This window comes from Pseudoflavonifractor intestinihominis (genome assembly GCF_040096055.1).
GTDB lineage: Bacteria > Bacillota > Clostridia > Oscillospirales > Oscillospiraceae > Pseudoflavonifractor > Pseudoflavonifractor intestinihominis.
On the sequence record NZ_JBBMFK010000020.1, the window covers coordinates 1 to 25,663 of the forward strand.

Consider the following 25,663-nt stretch of genomic DNA (forward strand, 5'->3'; position numbering starts at 1 on the left):
GTTCGGTGCCCCGTGTGCCGTTCCCCTTCTGCCCGAGCAGGGTTAGCCCCCAGACTTGTGGGCCGCTGCAATTCAATCACCGTTCTCAATGCCGCACGGGGTCTCAGCGCCGCGTTTCAGCTTTTGCCCCAGGCAAGCCTTCCCCCTGGGGGGAAGGTGGCTGGCCGAAGGCCAGACGGATGAGGGGGAAGCCAAAGACAGCGCCGCCCCTAAGACTCCCCCAGGGGGGAGCAAAAAAACAGCCCCGGAGGGCGGCACCTGCCGCTCTCCGGGGCTGTCAGATGATCCACATTTGGGGCTGTCTCTGTGGAAGTTCAGCGGCGGTTGGAGCGCTTCCAGATATGCATCTTCTCCGCCGCGGCGATGAGCTCCTCCCGGAAGTCCGGGTGGGCGACGGAGATGATCCCCTCTGCCCGCTGCCAGGCCGACAGGCCCTTCAGATTCACCATGCCGTACTCGGTGACCAGGTAGTGGATATTGGTGCGGGTGGAGGTGATGATGCTGCCCGGGGTGATGGTGGGCACCAGGCGGCTGTGGGCCCTCCCCTGCTTATCCAGGTAGACGGAGGAGCAGCAGATGAAGCTCTTGCCCCCCTTGGACCGGTAGGCCCCCAGGACAAAGTCCTGCTGCCCCCCGGCGCCGCTGATGTGCCGGGTGCCCATGGTCTCGGCGGACACCTGGCCGAACAGGTCCACCTCCATGGTGTTGTTGATGGAGATCACGTTGTCGTGGGTGGAGATGACGTCGATATCGTTGACGTAGTCCACCGGCGCCACCAGCACGGTGGGATTGCGGTGGATGAAGTCGTACAGCCGCCGGGTGCCCGCGGCAAAGGTGAACACGGCGCTGCCCCGGTCCAGGTTCTTGTTCCGTCCGGTGAGCTTGCCCGCCTCGTCCAGGTCCACCACGCAGTCGGTGAGCATCTCGGTGTGGATGCCCAGGTCCTTCAGGTCGGAGTGGGCCAGCAGGCCCCCCACCGCGTTGGGCATGCCGCCGATGCCCAACTGGAGGCAGGCCCCGTCGGGGATGAGGGGCACGATCTGTCTGGCCACCGCCACGTCCACCTCGGTGGGCACCAAGCCGGGGAGCTGGTCGATCTCATGGCCCTCCCCCTCCACCACCATGTCCACCCGGGAGATGTGGATGGCGGTGCCCAGGCCGCCAAAGGCCACCGGCATCCTGGGGTTGACCTCCACGATGATGACCTTGGCCCGCTCCAGCATGGCGGCCAGGTAGGTGGTGTTCAGGCTGAAGCTGAAGAACCCGTGGTTGTCCATGGGGGAGACCTGGATCATGGCCACGTCCACCCGCTGGATGTTCTCCCGGTAGTACCGGGGCATCTCGGAGAACCGGATGGGGGCGTAGTAGGCCACGCCCTGCTCCATGAGCCGCCGCTCAATGGCCGAGCAGTGCCAGGAGTTCCAGGTGATGCGCTCCGCCGCGTCGGGCAGGGCGGTCACCGCCGGCTGCCGCAGGGCTACCGCACCCCGGAAATTCAGGTCGGTCAGCTCCGGCTCCTCTCTCATCCGCTCCGCCAGGGCCAGGTCCAGGTCGTAGGGCATCTGGCTGCAAAAGCCGTAGTCGATCCAGTCCCCCGACTTGACGCAGGACACCGCCTCCCGGGCGGTACGCCGCTTTTTTAAATACAGTTCGATATCGTTCATGTAATTTATTCCTTAACGTAATCAGAATTTCCCGGTTCCACCGCCCTCAGGCCCGGAGGAAGCCCTTGCCGAAGATCTCGCTGGAGTTGGACACCAGCAGGAAGGCGGAGGGGTCGTGCTCCTTCAGATACCGGCGGAGCACCACCGCCTGGCCCCGGGACAGCACGGTGAGCACCACGTAGTGGGTCTGGTGGGTGTAGGCCCCCTGGCCCTCCCATATGGTGGCGCCCCGGCCCAGGGTCTTGGTGACGTAGTCGCACACCAGCTGGGGATGGGAGGTGATGATGGTGAAGCTCTTGCGCCGGTTGAGGGACTCGATGACGCTGTCCACCAGCACCGACTTGAGCACCAGGCCCAGCAGGGAGAACAGGCCGGTCTCAATGTCAAAGATGAACAGGGCCGCGCCGGCAATGATGATGTCCGACATGAGCAGGGCCCGGCCCACGTCCATGCCGGTGTACTTCTTCAGGATCATGGCGGCGATGTCCGTGCCGCCGGTGGAGGAGTTCAGGTTGAACAGGATGCCCGAGCCAAGGGCGGGCAGAATGATGGCAAAGAAGGCCTCCAGCATCTTGTTGGTGGTCAGGGTGCCCGACAGGGGCACCACCGCCTCAAAGAGCTGGATGAGCCCGGCGTAGAGCAGAGAGCAGTACACGGTCCGCAGTCCAAAGCCCTTGTTCAGGAAGATGAAGCCCAGCACAAGGAAGAGGGTGTTGATGATGGTGTTGAAGGTAGAGGGGGTGAGCCAGGTGGACTCAAACAGTCCCCCCAGCAGCACCGACAGGCCGGACACGCCGCCCATGGAGAAGTTGTTGGGGAATTTGAAGAAGTAGACGCCGATGGACACCAGCGAGGTGCCCAGGGTCATCATCAGAAATTCCTTGATCGCCTTGGTCGCTTTTCCTTCTTCCCTTGCGGAATTGTGATTCATTTGATTCACTCCTGTTTTCTTCTGGGGCAGCACGTTTCCGGACCTCTTTCCCCAGGCCCGCGAGAGCCGCCATGTATATCATCTTCTTTTATTTCTCTCCGCACCGGGCCAGCTCTATCTCGCTGAGCCGCTCATTGAGCTGTTTCCGGTTGCCGGTCTCCCGGAAGCCGTTCCGGGTGTAAAGGCGGTATGCGCCCTGGTTGGTGTTCAGGATCCACAGGGTGGGCGTGCCCCTGCAGCGGGCCAGGGCGTATTGCAGCAGGGCCGTGCCGTATCCCCTGTTCTGCTCCTTGGGCAGCACATACAGGTTCTCGATCAGGCCGCCCCACACCGACACGATGCCCACCGGATGGGGGTCCCGCAGCATATAGACCCGCTTCCCTGCGGCCATCTCCCGGCGCAGGTACTCCGCCTGGGCCGCCGGGGTGTGCCGCGCCACGAATTCCGCCCCACAGAAGCCCCGGTGGGACTCCTTCCAGCTCTCTGCGTGGACGTACCCCGCCTCTGAGACGTCCGCTTCGCTTACCTCCGCAAAGTCCATGGGGCCCTTACTCCCCCGCCCGGGCGGCCTGGACAGCCCCCCACACGTCGTAGTTCTGGACGTCGGCGTAGTCGGGGATGATGCCCAGCCGCCAGATGGACAGGCCGTCCACGCCGAACATGTGGGCCAGGTTCACCTTGGCCATGATGCTCTGGGCGTCCTCGTACCACACCTTGTAGTGCTCCCCGTCCACCGAGTAGGTCAGATAGGGGGTGGCGGCGGCGGCGTCCCAGGTGCGCACCGCGTCGGCCTGCTTCATGCGGGAAGCCAGGGTGGCGGGCGCCGGGGTGTAGATATCGGTGGAGGCCAGCAGGCCGTTCTCGTCCACCTTCAGCCCCACGCTGGTGATGGACACGGCCAGCACGATCTTATTTTTGTCCGCCACGCCGGTGTCCGGGTCGGTGACGGCCGCCAGGGCCTCATACACCTTGTTCAGGGGCGCGGGGGCGTTGCGGGTCTGGCTGGTGCCCACCCAGCCCTGGGGCAGGTTGGTGTCCTGGTAGTCGTGGGCCATGAGGATCACCTTGTCGCAGGTCTCCCCCAGGGCGTGGTAATCGTACCCGCCGTACCACTCGTCGGGCTGGACGCACACCCACAGGTTCTTGCCCTGGGGCAGCGCCGAACGCAGGGCGGTCATGAACTGGGTGAAGGAGGTGCGCAGGGAGGTGCCCAGGCCCTCAAAGTCGATGGTCAGACCGGCGTAGTCCCCGGCGGCCTTCACCAGCTGCTCCACCGCGGCCTGGCGGTTGGCGGCGCTGAGGATGCCGGTCAGGTCGTCCCCGGCGGCGTACACGTCCAGGTTGTAGGTCACCCCCGCCCCCTTCAGGGCGTCGGTGGCCAGCTCGGAGCCCTGGGGCACCGCCCACTCGTTGCCGCCTGCGCTGGTCTGGTTCAGATAGGGCTTGCCGCTGCCGTCCAGGGTCATGCGGGCCCAGCCCAGGCTGACGCCGTCCATCTTCTCGGCCATGCCGATCTGGCTGTAGGCGCTCATGGCGTAAAAGCCGTGGAGAAAGCCGATGTCCGCGTGGTACTTGTCGTACACCCGCACCAGCATGGCCGCCGCCTCCTGGCGGGTGGAGGAGTGGCCGGGCAGGAAGAGCAGGCTGCCGTCGGCCTGCTTGACGCCGTTGATGATGCCGAACTCATAGGCCAGGGCGATGTACCCCCTGTTCTCCGTCACGTCGGAGAAGGGCAGCTCCGCCGCCGACTGGGTCAGGGCCAGACTCTCGTACCCCAGGGCGCGCACCAGCATGACGGCCATGTCCTGGCGGCTGATGTCGTCGTCCGGCCGGAAGTACAGCCCCGAGTCGATGGCCCCGTTGGCCAGGGCGGTCTCCACGGCGGAGTAGTACCAGGTGCCGGGCACGCAGTCGGAGAAGGAGGGCTTCTCCGGCTCCACCATCTCCCAGCCAAACATGCGGCACAGCACCATCACAAAGGAGGCCCGGTTCATGTACTCGCCGTAGCCGAAGGTGCCGTCCCCCTTGCCCTCAATGAGGCCGTAGTCCGTGGCTTTCTGGATGACCTCCTCGGCCCAGTCCCCCGCGGGCACGTCGGAATAGCGCCCGGCCGCCGCGGCAGGCACGGCCGCCAGAGTCAGCAGCAGACACACCGTCAGAAAGGCGGCTGCAACACGATGCTTCATAGTCGAAATACCTCCGTTTCAGGTGGATTCTCTCCCCGGCCGCCCCAAAACAGGCGGCCCGTACTTGTCTCCATCATAGCATAATCGGGGACGGGAGGAAAGAGCAAATGCCCGGTTCCCCGCCCCCCAGGCTATAAAATGGAAAATATTTCCCGTTCGACGGGCTGCGCCTTGTTTCTCCCCGCGGTGTGGTAAAATATGGATAACAACATGATCCATTCTACAAAGGAGGTCCGCCCATGGCACTGCTGCGCAAAAAGGGACTGTATGAGACCAATCGGGTGTGTTTTCTCCCGGAGAGCCTGATCGTGCCCAATCCGGACCAGCCCAGGAAATACTTCTCCCAGGAGGGCCTGGAGGAGCTGGCCGAGAGCATCCGGGAGCACGGGGTGCTCCAGCCCCTGTCGGTGCGCAAGACCGCCGGGGGCTATGAGCTGGTGTCCGGCGAGCGGCGGCTGCGGGCCTCCCGCATGGCCGGGCTCAAAGAGGTGCCCTGCATCATCCTGCGGGTGGACCAGGAGAACTCCTCCCTGCTGGCCCTGGTGGAGAATCTCCAGCGCCGGGACCTGGACTTTGTGGAGGAGGCCACCGCCCTGTCCCGGCTCATCTGCACCTACAACCTGTCCCAGGAGGAGGCCGCACGGCGGATCGGCAAATCCCAGTCCGCGGTGGCCAACAAGCTGCGGCTGCTGCGGCTGTCCCCTCAGGTGCTCAAGCTGCTGCTGGAGGCCGGGTGTACCGAGCGCCACGCCCGGGCCCTCCTGCGGCTGGAGGACCCGGAGCTCCAGCTGAAGGCCGCCCAGTACATCACCCAGGAGCATCTCACCGTGGCCAAGACCGAGGCCTATGTGGAGTCCCTCCTCTCCCCCGCCCCGGCCAAGCGGCGGAAGCCCACCTATTTAATTAAGGATGTGCGGTTCTTCCTCAACACGGTGACCAAGGGCCTGACCATGATGAAGACCGCCGGGGTGAACGCGGACTGCCAGCGCCAGGAGACCGAGGACTCCATCCTGCTGACCATCCGCATCCCCAAGCGGACCGCCTGAGCCCCTTGGTGTTTCACGTGAAACACGGGGAGTTTTCCACTTGTCCCCACATTCTTCCACCGCCTTCCCCCCTGCGGCCGTCTTATGTCAAACGGCCCCCTTCCCTCCACCTTCCCCCCTTGTCCCGCTGCCCGGAGTGTTTCACGTGAAACACTCCGGGCTTTTTTCTCCCCGCCTGGGCCGCCCTATCCGCATGTTTCACGTGAAACATGGGTAAAATCAGTTGAAATGAACGGGCGCCGATATTATAATAGGACTGCTGAACAAACCGCCCGCCGCCCTTTTTCGGCTCGGAGGGTGCTTTGTCGCCCCACAATCGCTGTAAAAAGGCAGGTGCCCCTATGGCTAAAACCATTGCAATCGTGAATCAGAAGGGCGGCGTGGGCAAGACCACCACGTGCGTCAACCTGGCCGCCGCCCTGAAAGAGGCGGGCGCCCGGGTTCTGGTGTGCGATTTCGACCCCCAGGCCAACGCCACCTCCGGCTTCGGCGTGGACAAGACCACCGCCTCCCCCAACATCTACGACGTGCTCATCAACGGCGCCGACGTGAAGCGGGCTGTGGTGGAGACCCCCTACGGCGACGTGATCCCCGCCAACAAGGCCCTGGCCGGCGCCACCGTGGAGATGATCGCCATCGACAAGCGGGAGTATCTCCTGAAAAACGCCCTGGACCAGCTCGCCGACAAGTACGACTACATCCTCATCGACTGTCCCCCCTCCCTGGAGCTGCTCACCCTGGACTCCCTCTGTGCCGCCGACACGGTCATGGTGCCCGTCCAGTGCGAGTACTACGCCCTGGAGGGCCTCAGCGACCTGCTGTCCACCATCCGCATCGTGAAGCGGTCCCTCAACCCGTCCATCGCCCTGGAGGGCGTGGTGCTCACCATGTACGACGGCCGCACCAACCTGTCCATGCAGGTGGCGGAGGAGGTCAAGCGCCACTTCCCCGGCCAGGTGTACGCCACCGTCATCCCCCGGAACGTGCGGCTGGCCGAGGCCCCCAGCTACGGCAAGCCCGTCACCGCCTACGACAGCCTGTCCCGGGGCGCCGAGGCCTATCAGGAGCTGGCCCGGGAGGTCATGGAGAAGAACAAAGGGTAACATCCGCTGCGCCCTGTAAAGAAAGGAATGATAGATTTGCCAGTGAACAAGGACCGGGGCCTGGGCAAGGGCCTGGGCGCCCTGCTGGGCGACGCCGCCCTGAAGACCCAGGAGGGCGGCTCGGTCATGCTGCCCATCTCCCAGGTTGAACCGGGCATCAAACAGCCCCGGAAGCGGTTTGACGAGGAATCCCTCAGCGACCTGGCCGAGTCCATCCGCACCCACGGGCTCATCCAGCCCCTCACCGTCCGCCGCCTGTCCTCCGGCTACTACCAGATCATCGCCGGAGAGCGCCGCTGGCGGGCCTCCAAACTGGCGGGCCTGACCGAGGTGCCCGCCGTCATCATCGAGGCCGACGACCGGAAGGTCATGGAGCTGGGCCTCATCGAGAACCTCCAGCGGGAGGACCTGAACCCCATTGAAGAGGCGGGGGGCTACAAGGTCCTGGTGGAGGACTACGGCCTCACCCAGGAGGAAGTGGCCCAGCAGGTGGGCAAGTCCCGCTCCGCCGTGGCCAACGCCATGCGGCTGCTCTCCCTGCCCGACGCGGTGCGCATGCTGCTGGAGGAGGGCAAGCTGTCCGCCGGCCACGCCCGGGCCATTCTGTCCGTGCCCGGCGGGGAACTGCAGAAGCGGCTGGCCCAGAAGGTGGTGGAGGACGACCTGTCCGTCCGCCAGACTGAGGCCATGGCCAAGCGCATCAGCCAGGCCGCCGAGGAGGCGGAGGACACACCCCCCGCCCCCGACCCCATGAAGATCTACCGGGACGCCGCCGCCAAGGACCTGTCCGCCAGGCTGGGCCGGAAGGTGTCCATTGTCCAGGGGGCCAAGCGGGGCAAGGTGGAGCTGGAATACTACGGCGACGAGGACCTGACCGCCCTTCTTGAGGCGCTGGAGCAGACCTCCGGCGGGAAGGGAGGCACTTCTCTTTGAATCAGCAGGACCACAACAACGAGGAGCAGGAGGTGCAGCACCTCCAGCACGAGGCGGAGCACGCCAAGCCCCACAAAAAGGTCTCCGTCATGGGGTACCTGACCATCCTCTTTGCCGCCGCCTTCCTGCTGCTGCTCCTGTCCTACTTCATGCAGCAGCGGGCCAACGAGCAGGCCATCTCCGGGCTGCAGGCCACCTCCAGCAACGCCTTTGACTCCATCAACAACCTGATTGCGGAGAAGGACGAGCTGGCCCAGCAGGTGGAGGACCTGGAGGGCCAGGTGGCCGGACTCCAGGAGGAGCTGGACGCCGCCCAGAGCCAGCTCTCCGACGCCCAGGCCGACGCCGAGACCGCCCAGACCGCCCAGGCCGACGCCCAGAAGGCCCTGGAGGCCATGGACTGGTTCTGGCGCATCCAGCGGCAGTTCTCCCGGGGCTACTACACCGACGCGGCCAACATGATGGCCGAGTTTGAGGCCTCCGGGCTGCCCCAGTACCTGCCCCAGGAGGCCCTGACCGGCCGGGAGGGCGACCCCTCCCCCGCTCAGCAGTACCAGGACATCAAGGACGTGCTGGGCTGAGCCCTCCCCTGTTTCACGTGAAACATCCCCGCGGGACAACCCCGCAAACCATAACAATATGATGATGAGGTGTCACATCCATGCTGGACATTCGTTTTATCCGTGAGAATCCGGAAGCTGTAAAAGAGAACATCAAGAAGAAGTTCCAGGACCAGAAGCTGCCCCTGGTGGACCAGGTGCTGGAGCTGGACGCCGCCAACCGGGCGGCCATGACCGAGGCCAATGAGCTGCGGGCCAGCCGCAACAGCCTGTCCAAGCAGATCGGCATGCTGATGGGCCAGGCCAAGAAGGACCCCTCCAAGCTGGCCGAGGCCGAGGCCGTCAAGGCCCAGGTCAAGGCCAACGCCGACCGCCTGGCCGAGCTGGAGGAGCAGGAGACCAAGCTGGCCGAGGAGATCCACCACATCATGCTCCAGATCCCCAACATCATCGACCCCTCCGTGCCCATCGGCCCCGACGACTCCTGCAACGTGGAGGTGGAGCGGTTCGGCGAGCCCGTGGTGCCCGACTTCGAGATCCCCTACCACACCCAGATCATGGAGTCCTTTGACGGCATCGACATGGACTCCGCCGGCCGGGTGTCCGGCAACGGCTTCTACTACCTGCTGGGCGACATCGCCCGGCTCCACGAGGGCGTGCTGGCCTACGCCCGTGACTTTATGATCAACAAGGGCTTCACCTTCTGCATCCCCCCCTTCATGATCCACGGCAACGTGGTGGAGGGCGTCATGAGCCAGACCGACATGGAGGCCATGATGTACAAGATCGAGGGCGAGGATCTGTACCTCATCGGCACCAGCGAGCACTCCATGATCGGCAAGTTCATCGACCAGATCATCCCCGAGGAGTCCCTGCCCCAGACCCTCACCTCCTACTCCCCCTGCTTCCGCAAGGAGAAGGGCGCCCACGGCATTGAGGAGCGGGGCGTGTACCGCATCCACCAGTTCGAGAAGCAGGAGATGATCGTGGTCTGCAAGCCCGAGGACTCCATGAAGTGGTACGACCAGATGTGGAAGTACTCCGTGGAGCTGTTCCGCACCCTGGACATCCCCGTCCGCCAGCTGGAGTGCTGCTCCGGCGACCTGGCCGACCTGAAGGTCAAGTCCTGCGACATCGAGGCCTGGTCCCCCCGCCAGCAGAAGTACTTCGAGGTGTGCTCCTGCTCCAACCTGGGCGACGCCCAGGCCCGCCGCCTGAAGATGCGCGTCAAGGGCGCCGACGGCAAGATGTACCTGCCCCACACCCTCAACAACACCGTCGTGGCGCCGCCCCGTATGCTCATCGCCCTGCTGGAGAACAACCTCCAGGCCGACGGCTCCGTCAAGATCCCCAAGGTCCTCCAGCCCTACATGGGCGGCAAGGAAGTCCTGGTGCCCAAGAAGTAAACAGCCTTCCCCCCAGAGGGAAGGTGCCCCAGTGCGCACACTGGGGCGGATGAGGGGAAATGCAGGTCTTAGCGCAGTAAATGGGGCCCCCGCGGAAGGCGGCACGCCTTTCGTGGGGAGAGGAGCCGCAGCGAAATGAATGAGCTCTCCCGCTCTGCGGGGAAGCGAACGATATGAAGCTTGCGGCGACGACGGCCTCCGGCGGCCTACTTTCCAGCGAGGGAAAGTAGGCAAAGCTCGCCATGGGGCAACAGGCGCGGAGGGCCCTTCCAGGGCCAAACGCCCCCGTTTCCCCCTGGTACCCCCTTTCGGAGTACGTCCGGCGGCGGCAAAATTCAATCACCCGCCGTATTTGAGAGCAGTTACTATGCCGGTTCGGTGCCCTGCGTATCGTTCCTGCGTCGCCCGAGCAGAGTTACCCGCCCAGACTTGTAAACCCCTGCAATTTAATCACCGTTCTCAATGCCGCACGTAGTCTCTGCGCCGTGTTTTAGCCTCCGGTCGAGGCAACCCAAGCCTTCCCCCTGGGGGGAAGGTGGCTGGCCGCAGGCCAGTCGGATGAGGGGAAGGCTGTCGGTCTGCAAACAGCTTACCATGACACACCACACCAACTCTCTGCGGTTTGTCTGCTGCTCTGGTTGAGGCAAGCCTTGTTACAAAAATTACTGAGGTTATACATTTGAAGAACATGAAAGACAACATCAAAGATATCAACAAAAAGTCCCGGGGCTTCCTGGGCGAATTCCGCAAGTTCATCGCCCGGGGCAATGTGATGGACCTGGCTGTGGGCGTCATCATCGGCGGCGCCTTCCAGTCCATCGTCAACTCCCTGGTCAACGACATCATCAACCCCGTCCTGGGTATCTTCACCGGCGACAGCGAGGCCCTGGCCGCATCCCTGGCCATCCAGCTCCCCGGCGGCGGACAGCTCATGCTGGGCAGCTTCATCAACGCGGTCATCAACTTCCTCATCATGGCCTTTGTCATCTTCTGCATCGTGAAGGGGCTCAACTCCTTCCACCGCAAGAAGGAGCAGGCCGCCGACACCGCCCCCGCCAAGCCGGTCCTGTCCACCCAGGAGCAGCTGCTCACCGAGATCCGTGACCTGCTGCGGGAGCAGCAGGCCAACGGCGCCGACAAGTAAGGAGCGCGCTATGTCTGACGATCACAACAAGACGCCCGGCAGCGGCCAGGAGGAACAGCCCCGGGAGACCTACACCCCCGCCTCCCCCCTCAAGCGCATCTGGGCCTGGGTGGGCGTGGTGTACATGGTCATCATCGTGTGCCTCATGACCTACATGTACGGCACGGGCACCTATCTCCACGGCATCGCCTCCCTGATGGTCATCCCCGCCCTGGGGGGCGGTGGGGCGTCGGCGGTCTGCCTGTGGCTCACTTCCCCCCAGGAGGGCCGCACCCCCGCCCGCCGGGCCATGATGATCCTGATCACCGCCCTGTGCCTGGCCCTGGCCATCATCAACCTGATCAACGGAATCCCGGCCCTGCTGGCCAACTTCGGAGGTTAAGCGGATGGAAGAGAGAATTGCCGCCGGGCTCAAGGCCATGGGAGTGCCTCTCCCCTCCCCTGCCGCGCCCGCCATGCTGGCCCGCTACGGCCGGCTGCTGCTGGAGAAAAACCAGGTCATGAACCTGACCGCCATCACCGACCCGGACAAGGTGGCCGACCTCCACTTCCTGGACTCCGCCGCCCTGCTCACCCTGGACGGGGTGGACTTCAAGGGCAAGCGGGTCATCGACGTGGGCACCGGCGCGGGATTCCCCGGCCTGCCTTTGAAGATTCTGGAGCCCGGCCTCTCCCTCACCCTGCTGGACAGCCTGGGCAAGCGGGTCACCTGGCTGGGCGAGGTGTGCGCCGACCTGGGCCTGACCGACGTGAACTGCGTCCACGCCCGGGCCGAGGAACAGGCCCTGGAGCCGGGCTGGCGGGACGGGTTCGACTTTGCCGTGTCCCGGGCCGTGGCCGACCTGCGGGTGCTCACCGAGCTGTGCCTGCCCTACGTGAAACCGGGCGGAGCGTTCCTGGCCATGAAGGCGGTGGACTGCACCGAGGAGCTGTCCGGCGCAGCCAACGCCATCGCCCGTCTGGGCGGCAAGGTGGAGGCCCTGCGGGACTATGAGATCCCCGGCGCTGGGGTCACCCACCGGGTGGTGGTCATCCGCAAAACCGCCCCCACCCCCAAGGGCTACCCCCGCCGCTGGGCCAAGCTCCAGAAAGCCCCCCTTTGAATTGGCACAATTTTTGCTATTGTGTTACATTTGCACAAAAAATATTGGAAAACCCAGCCCGTCATGATATACTAACACCGTATGAACTGGAGGGACGCTATGAGTACCGCCGTTGTGGTCACGTCCGGTAAGGGTGGGACGGGAAAGACCTCCCTGACCGGGGGCGTCTCGTCCTGTCTGGCCGCCCTGGGCCGCCGGGTGCTGTGCATCGACATGGACATCGGCCTGCGCAACCTGGACATCTCCCTGGGCCTTACCGACCGGGCCCTCATGGACTTCACCGATGTGCTGGAGGGCCGCTGCTCCCTGAAGCGGGCAGCAGTCCCCCACCCGGTTATCAAAAATCTCTACCTCCTCACCGCACCCCTCACCCTGCCCCCGGGCATCAGCGAGGAGCGGATGAAGGCCTTCCTCCGCACGGCCCGGCAGCAGTACGACTATATCCTTATGGACTCCCCCGCCGGCATGGGCGAGGGCTTCCGGCTGGCCGTGTGCGGTGCGGACCGGGGCATCGTGGTCTCCACCACCGACGCCTCCGCCCTCCGGGACGCCCAGCGGGTGGTCTCCCTCCTCTCCCGCCAGCTGCCCTCCATCCACCTGGTGGTCAACCGGGTGCAGCCCAAGCTGCTCCGCCGGCTCCACACCACCATCGACGACGCCATGGACGCCGCCGGCCTGCCCCTGCTGGGCGTGGTGCCCGAGGATGAGCAGGTCATGCTCTCCGCCAACCAGGGCAAGCCCATCATCCTGGCCAGCCGGAAGGGCGCCGCTGTGGCCTACCTCAACATCGCCCGCCGCCTGATGGGTGAGCGGGTGCCCCTCATGCACATCCGCTGACCGGCCCCGGCTTTCCCACAGGGCGGGACAGCCGGGTGGAATCTCTCCGGGCCGGGCCCGGAAGCGTGGGCCGGAAGGCCCGGGAGGCGCTATGTACTGTACCAAATGCGGCGCGCCGCTGAAGGATGGGGTGAAGTTTTGCACATCCTGCGGCGCAAAGGTGGAAAATCTGGCGGCACAGCCCCAGACCGCTCCCCCGCCCAGGGCCGGGAAACGGCTCAGGCCCGGGTGGAAGGCGGTCCTGGCCTCAGGGGCCCTGGCTGCGGTCACCCTGGCCGTGGCCCTGGGGGTATTTCTGTGGGCCGCGGCGGCCCGGACCAACACCCCGGAGGGGGCCCTGACCCTGGCGGTGGAGGGCCTGGCGGCGGGCGACGGGCCGCGGGCCGCCCAGGCCATGGAGCTGACCCTGAGCCAGCAGGCCGGCATGAGATCCATGACCGCGGCCCAGGGGCAGTACGCCCTGCTCTCCGCCCTCCGTCTGCCCGAGGATACAGACGCCAGCCAATCCCTCCAGTCCGCCCGGCTGGTCACCGCCATGGTATCCTACACCAACTCCGCGGGCACCGCCTGCCAGGGGTCGGCCCTGGTCCGGCTCACCTGGGCCGACGGAACCCAGACCACCGCCCTGCTCCCGGGAGCAGCCCTGGAATATGACGGCGGAAGCTGGCATATCATATCCGGGCTGGGCCCCATAATCTGAGAAAGGATGAATTCCGATGAACATTGCCCTTATGGCCCACGACCGCAGAAAGGAACTGATGGTCCAATTCTGCATCGCCTACTGCGGCATCCTCTCCAAGCACACCGTCTGCGCCACCAACACCACGGGAAAGCTGGTCGCCGAGGCCACCGGGCTGCCGGTATACCTCTTCCTTTCCTGTCAGCACGGCGGAAGCCAGCAGATCGGCGCCCGCATCGCCTACAACGAGATCGACATGGTCCTCTTCTTCTGCGACCCCCAGTCCAGTGACATGGATGCCGACCTGAGCTACATCACCCGGCTGTGCGACCAGTACAACATCCCCTACGCCACCAACGTGGGCACCGCTGAGATGCTCATCCACGGCCTGGAGCGGGGCGATCTGGACTGGCGCGAGATTATCAATCCCAAGACCAAGCCCTTTACTGTGTAATGCTTCCGCCGCGCCGCCCCGCACCATTGGGCGGCGCGTTTTTTTGCCTTCCCCCCGGGGGGAAGGTGGCATTTGCGGAGCAAATGACGGATGAGGGGTGTGGTCGGGCGCCATGTCAGACCATAGCCTCCCAAATTCCCGCTTTTGGGCCTCAAACGGTTGACAGACCGGGAAATTTGGGATAATATCATACCGTATGCAGTGACAACCACCGCCACGACGGAGCATGAGTACCGGGCACACCGCCGGACAGAGAAGGACGCCCTCGGCTGAAAGCGTCCCACGGACCGGAACCCGGGAAAGACGGCTCTACCAGCGGGGATGGAGACATCCACGGCCCGCTCCCCGTAACAGGAGCACAGAGGGCGGGACGATCAGTCCCGCCGAACATGGGTGGCACCACGGAGGCAGGCGCTTTCGTCCCATTGTCTGGGGACGGAGGCGCTTTTTTGTCTTTAACCGCCATACCCCGTTTTGACTCAAATTGCCGGAGTGAATCCGGTCAATTTCAAGGTCTTGCTGCGCAACCCCTGACGCCCCACCCGAAGCGCCAAGCAGCAGCGGCCTATCCTATACAAAAGGAGTTTTTCAGATGGAACGTATCAAGCCCCGCACCCTGTCCGGCTTCATGGAGCTGCTGCCGGCGGATCAGGTGCTCTTTGACCGCATGGTGGCCATCCTCCGGGAGAGCTACTCCCTCTACGGCTTCACCCCCCTGGACACCCCCGCCATTGAGGCCAGCGAGGTGCTGCTGGCCAAGGGCGGCGGCGAGACCGAGAAGCAGATCTACCGCTTCCAGAAGGGCGACAGCGACCTGTCCCTCCGCTTTGACCTGACCGTGCCCCTGGCCAAATACGTGGCCCTCCACTACAACGAGCTCTCCTTCCCCTTCCGCCGCTTCCAGATCGGCAAGGTCTACCGGGGTGAGCGGGCCCAGCGGGGCCGGTTCCGGGAGTTCTACCAGGCCGACATCGACGTCATCGGCGACGGCAAGCTGGACATCATCAACGAGGCGGAGATCCCCTCCATCATCTACCGCACCTTCACCGCCCTGGGCCTGAACCGGTTCAAGATCCGGGTGAACAACCGGAAGGTACTCAACGGCCTCTTTGCCCTGCTGGGTCTGGAGGCGCAGGCGGGCGACGTGATGCGCACCATTGACAAACTGGAAAAAATTGGCTCCGATAAGGTAAAGGCCATCCTGGTGGACGACTTCGCCGTGCCCGCCGACACCGCCGACACCCTGCTCAGCCTGCTCTCCGCCGCAGACCCCATGGCCGCCCTGGCGCCCTTCAAGGGCAAGAACGAGCTGTTCGACCTGGGCGTGACCGAGCTGGAGACCGTGGTGAAGTACATGGCCGCCTTCGGCGTGCCCGCCGACCACTTCATGGTGGACCTGACCATCGCCCGGGGCCTGGACTACTACACAGGCACCGTCTACGAGACCGTCATGCTGGACCACCCCGAGGTGGGCTCCATCTGCTCCGGCGGCCGGTACGACAGCCTGGCCGAGTACTACACCGACAAGCAGCTGCCCGGCGTGGGCATCTCCATCGGTCTGACCCGGCTGTTCTACGTGCTTCAGGAGCAGAAGATGCTCAACCCCGCCGCCTCCACCGCCCCCGCCGACGTGCTCATCCTGCCCATGACGGAGGATCTGTCCGCCGCCATCTCCTTTGCCACCGCCCTGCGGGCCCAGGGCGTCCGGGCCCAGCTCCACTGCGAGCAGAAGAAGTTCAAGCAAAAGCTCAACTACGCCAACAAGCTCTCCATCCCCTTCGCCGCCTTCCTGGGCGAGGACGAGGTAAAGGCGGGCACGGTCACCGTGAAGAACCTGCTCATGTCCGACGACCTCACCGAGGAGGAGAAGGCCGACATGGAGAGCCAGGGCTTCTACAAGCAGGTCACCCTGCCCGTGCCCGAGGCGGTGTCCTACGTGAAGAACTACCTCAGTGACCCCCGGGAGGACCGACCCATCCTGGACAAGGAGTAAGCCCAGCCCCCAGCCGGGCCCCAAAAAGCCTTTCCCCGGCGGGAAAAACCGGAGAGAATGCCGCCTCAAAGCTTTCCCCCCTGGGGGGAAGGTGGCTGCCTCTCGGGGCCCCCGCACGAGCCCAGCGAAGCGGGTCGTGTGGGGAGAGGACGAGCAGCGGAGTGAACGAGGCCTGCCGCTTGCGGCGGGCTGAGCGATACGCAGCTTGCGAGGACGATGGCCTCCGGCGGCCTACTTTCCAGCGAGGGAAAGTAGGCAAAGCTCGCCATGGGGCAACAGGCGCGGAGAGGCCCTTTCAGGGCCAAACGCGCCCGTTTCCCCCTGGTACCTCCTTTCCCGGGGGCCCCGCCGAAGCCCAGCGAAGTGGGTTCGGTGGGGAGAGGACGAGCAGCGGAGTGAACGAGCCCTGGCATTTATGCCGGGGTGAGCGATACGCAGCTTGCGAGGACGAGGTCCGGCGGCGGCAAAATTCAATGACCCGCCGTATTTGTGAGTAGTTACTATGCCGGTTCGGTGCCCTGCGTGCCGTTCCCCTTCTGCCCGAGCAGGGTTAGCCCCCAGACTTGTAAACCCCTGCAATTCAATGACCGTTCTCAATGCCGCACAAAGTCTCTGCGCCGTGTTTCAGCTTTTGCCCGAGGCAAGCCTTCCCCCTCGGGGGGAAGGTGGATGCTGCTGCTTGGGGCCCCCACATGAGCTCGGCGAGGCAAAAATGGGGCCCCCGCGGAAGGCGGAACGCCTTTCGTGGGGAGAGGAGCCGCAGTAAAATGAGCGAGCTTTCACCTTCAGGCGGAAGCGAGGGATATGGCACTTGCGGCGACGATGTCGGATGAGGGGACGGTCCCCGTCCCATACTCCCATGGGAACTTTCGCCCCCCGGTTTCCGTCTGAAGAGAGCGCGGATTTCCGCGACACTATGACTGTCTGCTGGAGGATTTCAATATGAACCGTAAGCTGATCGCCGTGGGCCTGTCTCTGGCCCTCACCCTCACCGGAGCCCCCGCCCTGGCCGCGTCCGCCGCGGACGGCACCTTCCCCTCCCTCAACACCTACCCCGGCTACGCCGACGTGCCCGCCGGCAGCTGGTTTGAGTCCAGCGCCAAAATCTGCTATGAGACCGGCCTCATCACCGGCTCGGACAGGGGCTTTGAGCCCTACCGCACCATGGCCGTGTCCGAGGCGGCGGCCATTGCCGCCCGCATGGCCGAAATCCTGGACGGCGGCGACGGCCTGTTTGACAACCCCGCCGGTTCCCCCTGGTACACCGGCGCGGTGGACTACCTGAAGGGCCTGGCCAAGGACGACGCGGTGGTGCTCTCCCTGCTGTCCCAGCCCGATAAGACCGTCACCCGGCTGGGCTTCCTCAAGCTGCTGTCCGCCGCCCTGCCGGAGGATCAGCTGCCCGCCGTCAACACCATCACCGCCCTGCCCGACACCGCCGACGCCGACGTGCTCCGCTTCTACAACGCGGGCATCCTCACCGGCGTCAACGACTACGGCATGTTCGCCGGGTCCAACACCCTGACCCGCAGCGAGGCCGCCGCCATGGTGGCCCGTGTGGCCCGGGCCGACCTGCGGGTGTCCTTCACCCCCACCTTTGACGCTGTGGTGTGGGCCTCCCTGGACGTGCCCGACACGGTGTACTTCCAGGGCAATGGCAAGACCGTCACCGCCCAGATGTACCTCACCCACGCCCTGAGCCTGATTTCCGGGCTGGAGGACGCCAGCGCCGAGGGCGGCGTTGCCTTCAACTGGTCCAACACCCTCAGCAGCGGCGAGACCTACAAGGACTACGTGACCAACAGCGCCATGACCTACTTCGGCGTCACCAAGGACATGGCCACCGAGCAGTACAAGGACCTGGACATTCAGGTGTTCTACAGCCGCTATCTGGACCTGGGCGGGACTGCCTCCCAGGCGCAGGCCTACACCCTCTACGTGGGCACCGACGGCTCCTTCACCTCCTACCCCGCCGCCGCCACCGACCTGGACCCGGCCGCGGACAGCGCCGCAGTGGTGAAGCACCTGCTCTCTGAGATGAGCAAGCTCACCGGCTGGAACCTGGACACCGGCGACATCTACGTGGGCAAGGGGGGCGTGACCGTCTCCTGGGCCAGCACCTGCGCCCTGTACACCGGCCCCGCCGAGCCCCAGAAGGACCAGTTCCACATGTACGACGCCAGCCAGCTGGCCTTCACCCTGCTGGACAGCGTCCAGCGCACCATCCAGTGCGCCTTCTCCCCCGCCAGCCCGGACAGCCTGGACGTGTGGTTCTGCGCCGCCGACGGCAGCGCCCTCAAGCTGGACAACCTGGGCGTCACCCTGCCCATCGACCAGCCCTACTCCCACGCACTGCTGGAGCGTCTGATGGGGTAATTCAAATACAAACCGTTATTCTTATGCATTATATTACAATTTGGAGTTGATTTGACATGGCAAATGCCAAAACCTACTACCGCACCCACTCCTGCGGGGAGCTCCGCATGGAGCACGTGGGACAGACCGTCACCCTGGCCGGCTTCCTGGAGAACTTCCGTGAGGTGGGCGCCAACCTGGGCTTCCTGGTGCTGCGGGACTTCTACGGCACCACCCAGGTGGTGGCCGAGACCGAGGAGATGGTCAAGACCATCAAGGCCCTGAACAAGGAGTCCACCATCCAGGTCACCGGTGTGGTGCGGGAGCGGGACAGCAAGAACCCCAAGCTGCCCACCGGCGACATCGAGGTTGTGCCCCAGAAGATCGAGGTGCTGGGCCGCTGCCGCCACAACGAGCTGCCCTTCCCCATCAACCGCAGCCGTGAGGCCGACGAGTCCGCCCGCCTCAAGTACCGCTATCTGGACCTGCGCAACCCGGAGGTGAAGAATAACATCGTCCTCCGCTGCAACGTGGTGTCCGCCCTGCGGCAGGCCATGACCGCCCACGGCTTCATGGAGATCACCACCCCCATCCTGACCGCCTCCTCCCCCGAGGGCGCCCGGGACTATCTGGTGCCCAGCCGCAAGCACCCCGGCAAGTTCTACGCGCTGCCCCAGGCCCCCCAGCAGTTCAAGCAGCTGCTGATGGCCTCCGGCTTCGACAAGTACTTCCAGATCGCCCCCTGCTTCCGGGACGAGGACGCCCGCGGCGACCGCTCCCCCGGCGAGTTCTACCAGCTGGACATGGAGATGGCCTTTGCCGACCAGGAGGACGTGTTCGCCGTGCTGGAGGACGTGCTGCCCCCCATCTTCGCCAAGTACGGCAAGTACGACTCCGCCTCCTCCGCCCCCTTCAAGCGCATCCCCTACCTGGAGGCCATGGAGACCTACGGCTCCGACAAGCCCGACCTGCGCATCGACCTGACCGCCCAGGACGCCACCGAGGCCCTGGGTGCCTGCGGCTTCGGCCCCTTTGAGGGCAACACCGTCAAGGCCGTGAAGGTCACCGGCTTCTCCGCCACCCGCAAGCAGATCGACAAGCTGTGCGCCGACGTGGAGGTCCAGGCCGGCGGCAAGGTCTACTGGTTCCGCTACGACGAGAAAGGCGAGATCGTGGGCGGCATCGCCAAGTTCGTCCAGCCCATCAAGGACGCCGTGGTGGCCGCCCTGGGCCTGGAGAAGGGCACCTTCGTGGGCCTGACCGCCGGCAAGAAGCTCTCGGCGCAGAAGACCGCCGGCGTGCTCATCAAGATGCTGGCCCCCCTGTGCCCCGACCACTTCCACAAGGAGACCTACGAGTTCTGCTGGATCGTGGACTTCCCCATGTACGAGATCGGCGAGGAGAGCGGCGAGCTGGAGTTCTGCCACAACCCCTTCTCCATGCCCAACGGCGGACTGGATATCCTGAAAAAGGCCGCCGCCGGTGAGGTGGACCCCCTGTCCATCACCGCCTTCCAGTACGACCTGGTGTGCAACGGCGTGGAGCTGTCCTCCGGCGCCGTCCGGAACCACGACCCAGAGATCATGATCGAGGCCTTCCAGCTGGTGCGGCTGGGCGAGGACGACGTCAAGGCCAAGTTCCCCGCCATGTACAACGCCTTCACCTACGGAGCCCCCCCGCACGCCGGTATCGCCCCCGGCGTGGACCGGATGGTCATGCTGCTCTCCGGCGAGGACTCCATCCGGGAGGTTATCCCCTTCCCCATGAACAAGAACGCCCAGGACCTGATGATGGGCGCCCCCAGCTTTGTGGACCCCAAGCAGCTGGACGAGCTGAACATCGTCTGCACCAAGAAAGAGGACGAGACTGCCGAATAAGGCCCCATAAGCCTTCCCCCCGGGGGGAAGGTGGCTGCCTCTCGGGGCCCCCGCACGAGCCCAGCGAAGCGGGTCGTGTGGGGAGAGGACGAGCAGCGGAGTGAACGAGGCCTGCCGCTTGCGGCGGGCTGAGCGATACGCAGCTTGCGAGGACGATGGCGGATGAGGGGAGGGCCTTCAAGCTTGCAAAGATGAGAGGAACGGTCTCCGACGGGGTACTTTTCTCCGGCGAAAAGTACCAAAAAGCCGCCATGGGGCAACAGGCGCGGAAGGGCCCTTTCAGGGCCAAACGCGCCCGTTTCCCCCTGGTACCCCCTTCGAGGACGCGTCCGGCGGCGGCAAAATTCAATCACCCGCCGTATTTGTGAGCAGTTACCACGCCGGTTCGGTGCCCCGTGTGCCGTTCCCCTTCTGCCCGAGCAGGGTTAGCCCCCAGACTTGTGGGCCGCTGCAATTCAATGACCTTTCTCAATGCCGCACGCAGTCTCTGCGCCGTGTTTCAGTCTCCGCTGAACGCCGCAATTCCCCTCATCAGTCACGCTTTGGCGTGACAGCTTCCCCCCAGGGGGAAGCCTATGGGATGCGTTCTAAGCCTTCCCCCTGGGGGGAAGGTGCCCCAGTGCGCACACTGGGGCGGATGAGGTGAACCCCTCGTATGCCACAGTTTCCTGCCACAGAAAAAAAGGAGTGACGGTTCATGTCCCAACTGCCCAGATCCATCGGTCTTACCGGAGTGAAAAACGCCCGCGAGTTGGGCGGCATTCCCGCCGCCGGCGGAAAACAGGTGCGGAAGGGGCTGCTGCTGCGCACCGGCGCCCTGTGGGAGGCCACGGAGGAGGACCGCCGCATCCTTGCCCAGGACTACCATCTGGCCTGGGTGGCCGACTTCCGCACCCTCAAGGAGGCCGGCGCACGGCCCGACCCCGCTTTCCGGGGCACCTCCTTCTACCACCTGCTGGTGCTGGACGAGAACGGCGGCGGTATGAGCCAGGCCGCCCGCTCGGTGGCGGAGCACGACCGGAGCGACTTCAACGCCCTGCTGCTGGCCATGGCCAGGTCGGGCACCTTCAGCAACCGGTCCTACTGTGAGATGTTCTTCACCGCCTGGGGGCTGGAGGCCTACCGGGCCTTCCTGGACCTGGCCCTGAAGAACGACGGAGAGCACGCCCTCCTCTTCCACTGCACCGCCGGCAAGGACCGCACCGGCATCGCCGCGGCCCTGCTCCTCTCCGCCCTGGGGGCCGACCGGGAGGCCATCCTGGAGGACTTCCTCCTCACCAACCGGTATCTGGCCCACGAGCTGGCCCAGGCCGAGGCCTATGCCCGGCAGAACTGCCCCGGCGACGCCGAGGCCCTCATGCCCGCCATCCAGGCCACCGCGGGCGTGGACCGGCAGAACCTGGCGCTTCTGCTGGAGGAGATCGACCAGCGGTTCGGCTCCATGGACGCCTTTCTCACCGGCCCCATGGGCCTCAACAACCGGAAGCTGGAGCGCCTGCAGGGCATCTATCTGGAGTAAATTTCGCCATATTGGGCCGCATTTTGGCCTTTTCAGCCGTCCTCCGGCAGGATTTTCCCGCCGGAGGACGGCTTTTCAAAAAATATTCACAAAGTGGCCTTCTCCGTTCATAAAATGTTCCCATTTTTTTCAGACTGGTTTCAGCTTGATTGGGTATCATATGCATGTCAACAGAGATGATACCTCTCTCTTTTGACTCTTCCCAAGCCCGGACGGAGCCTTGAGCAAGTTCCGCCGATCGGGCCGCGTTTCTTCTTTCCTTCTTTCCCGGCAAAAAGCCGGCCTGTCTGACAGGCCGGCTTTTTGCCGTCTATTCTGCGCTTTCGGAGCGAAACCTGACCCTTTCACCATCAAAAGTGTATTGCCTGCCCCATCTTTTGCTTCGCCGGGCTAATGCGGAGGCCCATTTGTGGCACTGTAAGCTGCCGTCCCCCTCATCCGCCCCCTTCGGGGGCACCTTCCCCCCAGGGGGAAGGCTTGCCTGGGGGAAAAGCTGAAACACGGCGCAGAGACTGGGTGCGGCATTGAGAACGGTCATTGAATTGCAGCGGCTTACAAGTCTGGGGGCTAACCCTGCTCGGGCAGAAGGGGAACGGCACGCAGGGCGCCGAACCGGCAAGCAACTACTTTCAAGTTGGGCGGCTTCTTGGACACCACCGCCGCAAGCCGCGTCCCCGAAGGGGGTACCAGGGGGAAACGGGCGCGTTTGGCCCTGAAAGGGCCCTCCGCGCCTGTGCCCCATGGCGGCTTTTGGGTACTTTTCGCCGGAGAAAAGTACCCCGCCGGAGGCTCGTCCTCGCAAGCTTCATATCCCTCGTCCCGCCGCAAGCGGCAGGCCTCGCTCACTCCGCTGCTCGTCCTCTCCCCACGGAAGGCGTTCCGCCTTCCGCGGGGGCCCCATTTACCGCGCTATGACCGGTTCCCCTCATCCGTCATTTGCTCCGCAAATGCCACCTTTCCCCCAGGGGAAAGGCTTGGGGTGCCGCACTATTTTCTCCCCGCGCTGGTACAACGGACTCTTAATAAAGGCCATGGGCACCGCCTTGCGGGCCGGGGCCGGTTCTGGTATACTGGAGAAAACGCTTCCGGGAGATGACGCCATGGGACCCACCCCCCTCTACGATGCCCTTCGGGCCTTTTCCGCCCAAAGCCCCCTGCGGATGCACATGCCCGGCCACAAGGGGGCCGCCATGCCCGCCCCCGCGTTCACCCCCCTGGCGGCCATCGACTTCACCGAGCTGCCCCCCACCGGCGACCTGTTCTCCGGGGACGGGCCCATCAAGGAGGCCGAGGACCTGTGGCGGGACGCCCTCCATATGGGGGAGTGCCTGTTCCTCACCGGCGGCTCCACCCAGGGCATGCTGACCGCCCTCACCCTCACCTGCCGCCCCGGGGACGCCGTGCTGCTGGACCGGGGGTGTCACCGGTCGGTGTACAACGCCCTGGCCCTGCTGGACCTGCACCCCGTGTTTCTCCCCCGTCCCTGGCTGGCGGAGGCCGGCGTCACCGGCCCGGTTTCTCCACAGGACGTGGAAAATCTGTTGAATTCCCACCCGGAAATCAAGACTGTCTGTATTACATCGCCTACATATTACGGTGTGTTGTCGGATTTGCCCGCTCTGGCCAACCTGATTCACCACAGAGGTGGAAAGCTGGTGGTGGACGCGGCCCACGGCGCCCACCTGCCCTTCCTGGGGTACAGGGGCATGGAGGAAGTGGACGTGGCCGTGGTGTCCGCCCACAAGACACTCCCCGCCCTGGGCCAGACCGCCCTGCTGCTGTCGGGAAAAGGCAGCGGCTTTGCCCACGGCGACCTGCGCTCCGCCGCTTCCCTGTACGGCAGCTCCAGCCCCTCCTACGTGCTCATGGCCAGCCTGGACCTGGCCCGGGCCTGGATGGAGGACGAGGGCAAACCGGCCTATGAGGAGACTGCCCGGCTGACGGCAGACCTGCGGCGGCGCTTCCCCGCCCTGACCGAGGACATGGCCCCCCTGGACCCCACCCGGTTCGTGCTGCGCACCGGGGACGGTTTTGCCGTCCAGGAGGCCCTGGAAAAACTGGGGGTGTGGCCCGAGATGGCGGACGCCGGCCATGTGGTGTTCATCCCCACCTGCGCTGACGGCCCGGAGGAGTTCGCCCGGCTCTCCCAGGCCATTTCCCGGGTGAATCCGCCGCCCCCGGAGAACAATCCCTTCCCGCCGCCGCCCCCCCTGCCCCGGCTGGTGTGCTCCCCCAGACAGGCCCGCTTCGCCCCCTGGGAGACCGTGCCCTTTGCCGCCGCCCAGGGCCGGGTGTCCGCCGGGCAGATCGCCCCCTATCCGCCGGGGGTGCCCGTGGTGGCCCCCGGGGAGGAAATCGGGAAAAAACATCTCGCATATTTGTCGCAGATAGGTTATAATATGGGAAAAGAGGGCTGCCGGGTGCTCTGCCTGTAAGTGTGTGGCGGGCAGGCCCGCCCTCTCTCTCATTGTTCCTTTAGGAGGGATTACCATGAAACTGATTCTTGCCATCATCAACCGGGACGACGCCAACGCCGTCACCCAGTCCCTGACCAAAGCAGGCTTCTCCTCCACCAAGCTGTCCACCACCGGCGGCTTCCTCATGGCGGGCAACGTCACCATCCTGGTGGGCGTGGACGAGGAGAAGGTCCAGGCTGTGATCGACATCATCAAGGAGCACTCCCACAGCCGCAAGGAGCTGATCCCCACCACCACCGAGATGAGCTACGGGTATTACCCCTCCATGCCGGTGGAAGTGCTGGTGGGCGGCGCCACCATCTTCGTGGTGGACATCGAGCGGTTCGAGCGCGTCTGATGAACCTGAGCCTGTTGGCGGGCAACGCCGCCCTCAAGGGGCAGCTGGAGGCCCAGACCGCCCGTCGGGGCCTGTCCCATGCGTACATCCTCAGCGGTCCGGCCGGGGTGGGCAAGCGTACGCTCTCCCGGGTCCTGGCCGCTGCCTTTGTATGCAGGGGCGGCGGGGACAAGCCCTGCCTCTCCTGCCCCGACTGCCGCAAGGCCATGGGGGGCATCCACCCGGATATCTCCGTCATCGGGGACGACGGCAAGGACATCAACGTGGCCCAGATCCGCTCCCTCCGGGCCGACGCATACATCCGCCCCAACGAGGCCGGGCGCAAGGTGTACATCCTGGAAAACGCCCAGACCATGAACGCCAGCGCCCAGAACGCCATGCTCAAGCTGCTGGAGGAGGGGCCGCCCTACGCCGCCTTCCTCCTCCTCACCGACAACGCCGCCGCCCTGCTCCAGACCGTCCGGTCCCGGTGCGAGACATTGACGCTCTCCCCGGTGACCGAGGCCGAGGCGGAGGCCTGGCTGATGGGCAAGTATCCGGACAGGCCAAGGGAGGCTCTCTCCCAGGCCGCCCGCCGGTGCGAGGGCCTGCTGGGCCGGGCCGTGGAGGAGCTGGAGGGCGCCGCCGGCGCCGACGATCAGGCCCGCACTGCCGCCCCCCAGCTGATCGCCCGGCTGTCCGCCGGGGACGAGCTGGCCCTGATGGAATTCTGCATCTCCCTGGAGAAGTGGGACCGGGACAGCCTGGCCGCCCTGTTCTCCGAGGGGGTCCTGCTGCTGCGCCACGCCCTGGTGCTCCAGACCGGCGGGGACTGCGGCGAGACCGACCCGGACCGCCGCGCCGCCGCTGCCAACGCCGCCCGCGCCCTGTCCCCCAGGGCCCTGCTCTCCGCCGTGGACGTGCTGGAGAAGCTGCGCGCCTCCTGCGCCTTCAACGTGGGCGCGGGACACCTGGCCGGCTGGCTGTGCGCCGCCCTGGCCCGCTGCCGGGGGTAAGGGCCCATTTCCGCCGCCATCGGGCGGCCCTATTCTGAACGCGCGCCCAGGTGGGCGCTGGAGG

General features: G+C 65.1%; 22 protein-coding genes. 18 read left to right on the forward strand and 4 right to left on the reverse strand.

What is annotated here, in order from left to right; translation table 11 throughout:
• Positions 1–314 precede the first annotated feature (314 nt).
• The 4 genes from WMO64_RS11735 to WMO64_RS11750 all read right to left on the reverse strand — a co-directional run bounded on the left by WMO64_RS11735 (position 315) and on the right by WMO64_RS11750 (position 4,781).
• Positions 315–1,664, reverse strand: coding sequence for a butyryl-CoA:acetate CoA-transferase (locus tag WMO64_RS11735; RefSeq protein WP_294521477.1), 1,350 nt, complete (start codon positions 1,662–1,664; stop codon positions 315–317).
• Positions 1,665–1,710: 46 nt separating this feature from the next.
• Positions 1,711–2,595 carry a YitT family protein gene (locus WMO64_RS11740; RefSeq protein WP_294521480.1) on the reverse strand — a complete coding sequence of 295 codons (885 nt, stop codon included), beginning with the start codon at positions 2,593–2,595 and terminating at the stop codon, positions 1,711–1,713.
• Between the two features lie 88 nt (positions 2,596–2,683).
• Positions 2,684–3,136 carry a GNAT family N-acetyltransferase gene (locus WMO64_RS11745; RefSeq protein WP_349232111.1) on the reverse strand — a complete coding sequence of 151 codons (453 nt, stop codon included), beginning with the start codon at positions 3,134–3,136 and terminating at the stop codon, positions 2,684–2,686.
• Positions 3,137–3,143: 7 nt separating this feature from the next.
• Complete coding sequence (locus WMO64_RS11750) at positions 3,144–4,781, reverse strand: S-layer homology domain-containing protein (RefSeq protein WP_349232112.1); 1,638 nt, start codon at positions 4,779–4,781, stop codon at positions 3,144–3,146.
• Positions 4,782–5,020: 239 nt separating this feature from the next.
• On the opposite strand from WMO64_RS11750, the gene WMO64_RS11755 reads away from it, so the two are divergent.
• The 18 genes from WMO64_RS11755 (at position 5,021) to WMO64_RS11840 (ending at position 25,599) form a co-directional block, all read left to right on the forward strand.
• Positions 5,021–5,827: a ParB/RepB/Spo0J family partition protein gene (locus WMO64_RS11755; RefSeq protein ID WP_349232113.1), complete on the forward strand. Its 807-nt coding sequence runs from the start codon at positions 5,021–5,023 to the stop codon at positions 5,825–5,827.
• Positions 5,828–6,168: 341 nt separating this feature from the next.
• A complete protein-coding gene (locus WMO64_RS11760; RefSeq protein WP_349232114.1) occupies positions 6,169–6,930 on the forward strand; it encodes a ParA family protein in 762 nt (253 codons plus the stop codon).
• A 42-nt stretch (positions 6,931–6,972) separates the two neighbouring features.
• Entirely contained in the window at positions 6,973–7,863 is an 891-nt protein-coding gene (locus WMO64_RS11765; protein WP_294521528.1) for a ParB/RepB/Spo0J family partition protein, read from the forward strand.
• Positions 7,860–8,444, forward strand: coding sequence for a hypothetical protein (locus WMO64_RS11770; RefSeq protein WP_349232115.1), 585 nt, complete (start codon positions 7,860–7,862; stop codon positions 8,442–8,444). Before WMO64_RS11765 ends, WMO64_RS11770 begins: the two co-directional genes overlap by 4 nt.
• 80 nt (positions 8,445–8,524) lie before the next feature.
• Complete coding sequence (gene serS, locus WMO64_RS11775; protein ID WP_349232116.1) at positions 8,525–9,829, forward strand: serine--tRNA ligase; 1,305 nt, start codon at positions 8,525–8,527, stop codon at positions 9,827–9,829.
• 688 nt (positions 9,830–10,517) lie between these two features.
• Positions 10,518–10,973 carry a large conductance mechanosensitive channel protein MscL gene (gene mscL, locus WMO64_RS11780; RefSeq protein WP_349232146.1) on the forward strand — a complete coding sequence of 152 codons (456 nt, stop codon included), beginning with the start codon at positions 10,518–10,520 and terminating at the stop codon, positions 10,971–10,973.
• Positions 10,974–10,983: 10 nt separating this feature from the next.
• Complete coding sequence (locus tag WMO64_RS11785; protein ID WP_294521503.1) at positions 10,984–11,355, forward strand: hypothetical protein; 372 nt, start codon at positions 10,984–10,986, stop codon at positions 11,353–11,355.
• Positions 11,356–11,359: 4 nt separating this feature from the next.
• Positions 11,360–12,076, forward strand: a complete 717-nt coding sequence (rsmG, locus tag WMO64_RS11790; RefSeq protein WP_349232117.1) for a 16S rRNA (guanine(527)-N(7))-methyltransferase RsmG — start codon at positions 11,360–11,362, stop codon at positions 12,074–12,076.
• A gap of 99 nt (positions 12,077–12,175) precedes the next feature.
• Entirely contained in the window at positions 12,176–12,913 is a 738-nt protein-coding gene (minD, locus tag WMO64_RS11795; RefSeq protein ID WP_294521508.1) for a septum site-determining protein MinD, read from the forward strand.
• Between the two features lie 91 nt (positions 12,914–13,004).
• On the forward strand, positions 13,005–13,613 hold the full coding sequence (locus WMO64_RS11800; protein WP_349232118.1) for a zinc-ribbon domain-containing protein: 609 nt from the start codon (positions 13,005–13,007) through the stop codon (positions 13,611–13,613).
• A 16-nt stretch (positions 13,614–13,629) separates the two neighbouring features.
• Positions 13,630–14,046, forward strand: a complete 417-nt coding sequence (locus tag WMO64_RS11805; protein ID WP_294521514.1) for a methylglyoxal synthase — start codon at positions 13,630–13,632, stop codon at positions 14,044–14,046.
• Positions 14,047–14,638: 592 nt separating this feature from the next.
• Entirely contained in the window at positions 14,639–16,039 is a 1,401-nt protein-coding gene (gene hisS, locus WMO64_RS11810) for a histidine--tRNA ligase (RefSeq protein WP_349232119.1), read from the forward strand.
• Positions 16,040–16,981: 942 nt separating this feature from the next.
• On the forward strand, positions 16,982–18,415 hold the full coding sequence (locus WMO64_RS11815; protein ID WP_349232120.1) for a hypothetical protein: 1,434 nt from the start codon (positions 16,982–16,984) through the stop codon (positions 18,413–18,415).
• A 56-nt stretch (positions 18,416–18,471) separates the two neighbouring features.
• Entirely contained in the window at positions 18,472–20,271 is a 1,800-nt protein-coding gene (gene aspS / locus WMO64_RS11820; RefSeq protein WP_294521522.1) for an aspartate--tRNA ligase, read from the forward strand.
• Positions 20,272–20,968: 697 nt separating this feature from the next.
• Complete coding sequence (locus tag WMO64_RS11825; RefSeq protein WP_349232121.1) at positions 20,969–21,790, forward strand: tyrosine-protein phosphatase; 822 nt, start codon at positions 20,969–20,971, stop codon at positions 21,788–21,790.
• A 1,100-nt stretch (positions 21,791–22,890) separates the two neighbouring features.
• Positions 22,891–24,225: an aminotransferase class I/II-fold pyridoxal phosphate-dependent enzyme gene (locus tag WMO64_RS11830; RefSeq protein WP_349232122.1), complete on the forward strand. Its 1,335-nt coding sequence runs from the start codon at positions 22,891–22,893 to the stop codon at positions 24,223–24,225.
• A gap of 55 nt (positions 24,226–24,280) precedes the next feature.
• The gene (locus WMO64_RS11835; protein ID WP_349232123.1) at positions 24,281–24,604 is read left to right on the forward strand and encodes a cyclic-di-AMP receptor; all 324 of its coding nucleotides are present in this window, start codon (positions 24,281–24,283) and stop codon (positions 24,602–24,604) included.
• Positions 24,604–25,599: a DNA polymerase III subunit gene (locus WMO64_RS11840; protein WP_349232124.1), complete on the forward strand. Its 996-nt coding sequence runs from the start codon at positions 24,604–24,606 to the stop codon at positions 25,597–25,599. The genes WMO64_RS11835 and WMO64_RS11840 overlap by 1 nt, the downstream gene beginning before the upstream one ends.
• Positions 25,600–25,663 lie beyond the last annotated feature (64 nt).

Coding starts and splice junctions, on each gene's coding strand:
- WMO64_RS11735 (WP_294521477.1), bottom strand. CDS start 1,664: ATGAACGATATCGAACTGTATTTAAAAAAGCGGCGTACCGCCCGGGAG.
- WMO64_RS11740 (WP_294521480.1), bottom strand. CDS start 2,595: ATGAATCACAATTCCGCAAGGGAAGAAGGAAAAGCGACCAAGGCGATC.
- WMO64_RS11745 (WP_349232111.1), bottom strand. CDS start 3,136: ATGGACTTTGCGGAGGTAAGCGAAGCGGACGTCTCAGAGGCGGGGTAC.
- WMO64_RS11750 (WP_349232112.1), bottom strand. CDS start 4,781: ATGAAGCATCGTGTTGCAGCCGCCTTTCTGACGGTGTGTCTGCTGCTG.
- WMO64_RS11755 (WP_349232113.1), top strand. CDS start 5,021: ATGGCACTGCTGCGCAAAAAGGGACTGTATGAGACCAATCGGGTGTGT.
- WMO64_RS11760 (WP_349232114.1), top strand. CDS start 6,169: ATGGCTAAAACCATTGCAATCGTGAATCAGAAGGGCGGCGTGGGCAAG.
- serS (WP_349232116.1), top strand. CDS start 8,525: ATGCTGGACATTCGTTTTATCCGTGAGAATCCGGAAGCTGTAAAAGAG.
- mscL (WP_349232146.1), top strand. CDS start 10,518: ATGAAAGACAACATCAAAGATATCAACAAAAAGTCCCGGGGCTTCCTG.
- WMO64_RS11785 (WP_294521503.1), top strand. CDS start 10,984: ATGTCTGACGATCACAACAAGACGCCCGGCAGCGGCCAGGAGGAACAG.
- rsmG (WP_349232117.1), top strand. CDS start 11,360: ATGGAAGAGAGAATTGCCGCCGGGCTCAAGGCCATGGGAGTGCCTCTC.
- minD (WP_294521508.1), top strand. CDS start 12,176: ATGAGTACCGCCGTTGTGGTCACGTCCGGTAAGGGTGGGACGGGAAAG.
- WMO64_RS11800 (WP_349232118.1), top strand. CDS start 13,005: ATGTACTGTACCAAATGCGGCGCGCCGCTGAAGGATGGGGTGAAGTTT.
- WMO64_RS11805 (WP_294521514.1), top strand. CDS start 13,630: ATGAACATTGCCCTTATGGCCCACGACCGCAGAAAGGAACTGATGGTC.
- hisS (WP_349232119.1), top strand. CDS start 14,639: ATGGAACGTATCAAGCCCCGCACCCTGTCCGGCTTCATGGAGCTGCTG.
- WMO64_RS11815 (WP_349232120.1), top strand. CDS start 16,982: ATGAACCGTAAGCTGATCGCCGTGGGCCTGTCTCTGGCCCTCACCCTC.
- aspS (WP_294521522.1), top strand. CDS start 18,472: ATGGCAAATGCCAAAACCTACTACCGCACCCACTCCTGCGGGGAGCTC.
- WMO64_RS11825 (WP_349232121.1), top strand. CDS start 20,969: ATGTCCCAACTGCCCAGATCCATCGGTCTTACCGGAGTGAAAAACGCC.
- WMO64_RS11830 (WP_349232122.1), top strand. CDS start 22,891: ATGGGACCCACCCCCCTCTACGATGCCCTTCGGGCCTTTTCCGCCCAA.
- WMO64_RS11835 (WP_349232123.1), top strand. CDS start 24,281: ATGAAACTGATTCTTGCCATCATCAACCGGGACGACGCCAACGCCGTC.
- WMO64_RS11840 (WP_349232124.1), top strand. CDS start 24,604: ATGAACCTGAGCCTGTTGGCGGGCAACGCCGCCCTCAAGGGGCAGCTG.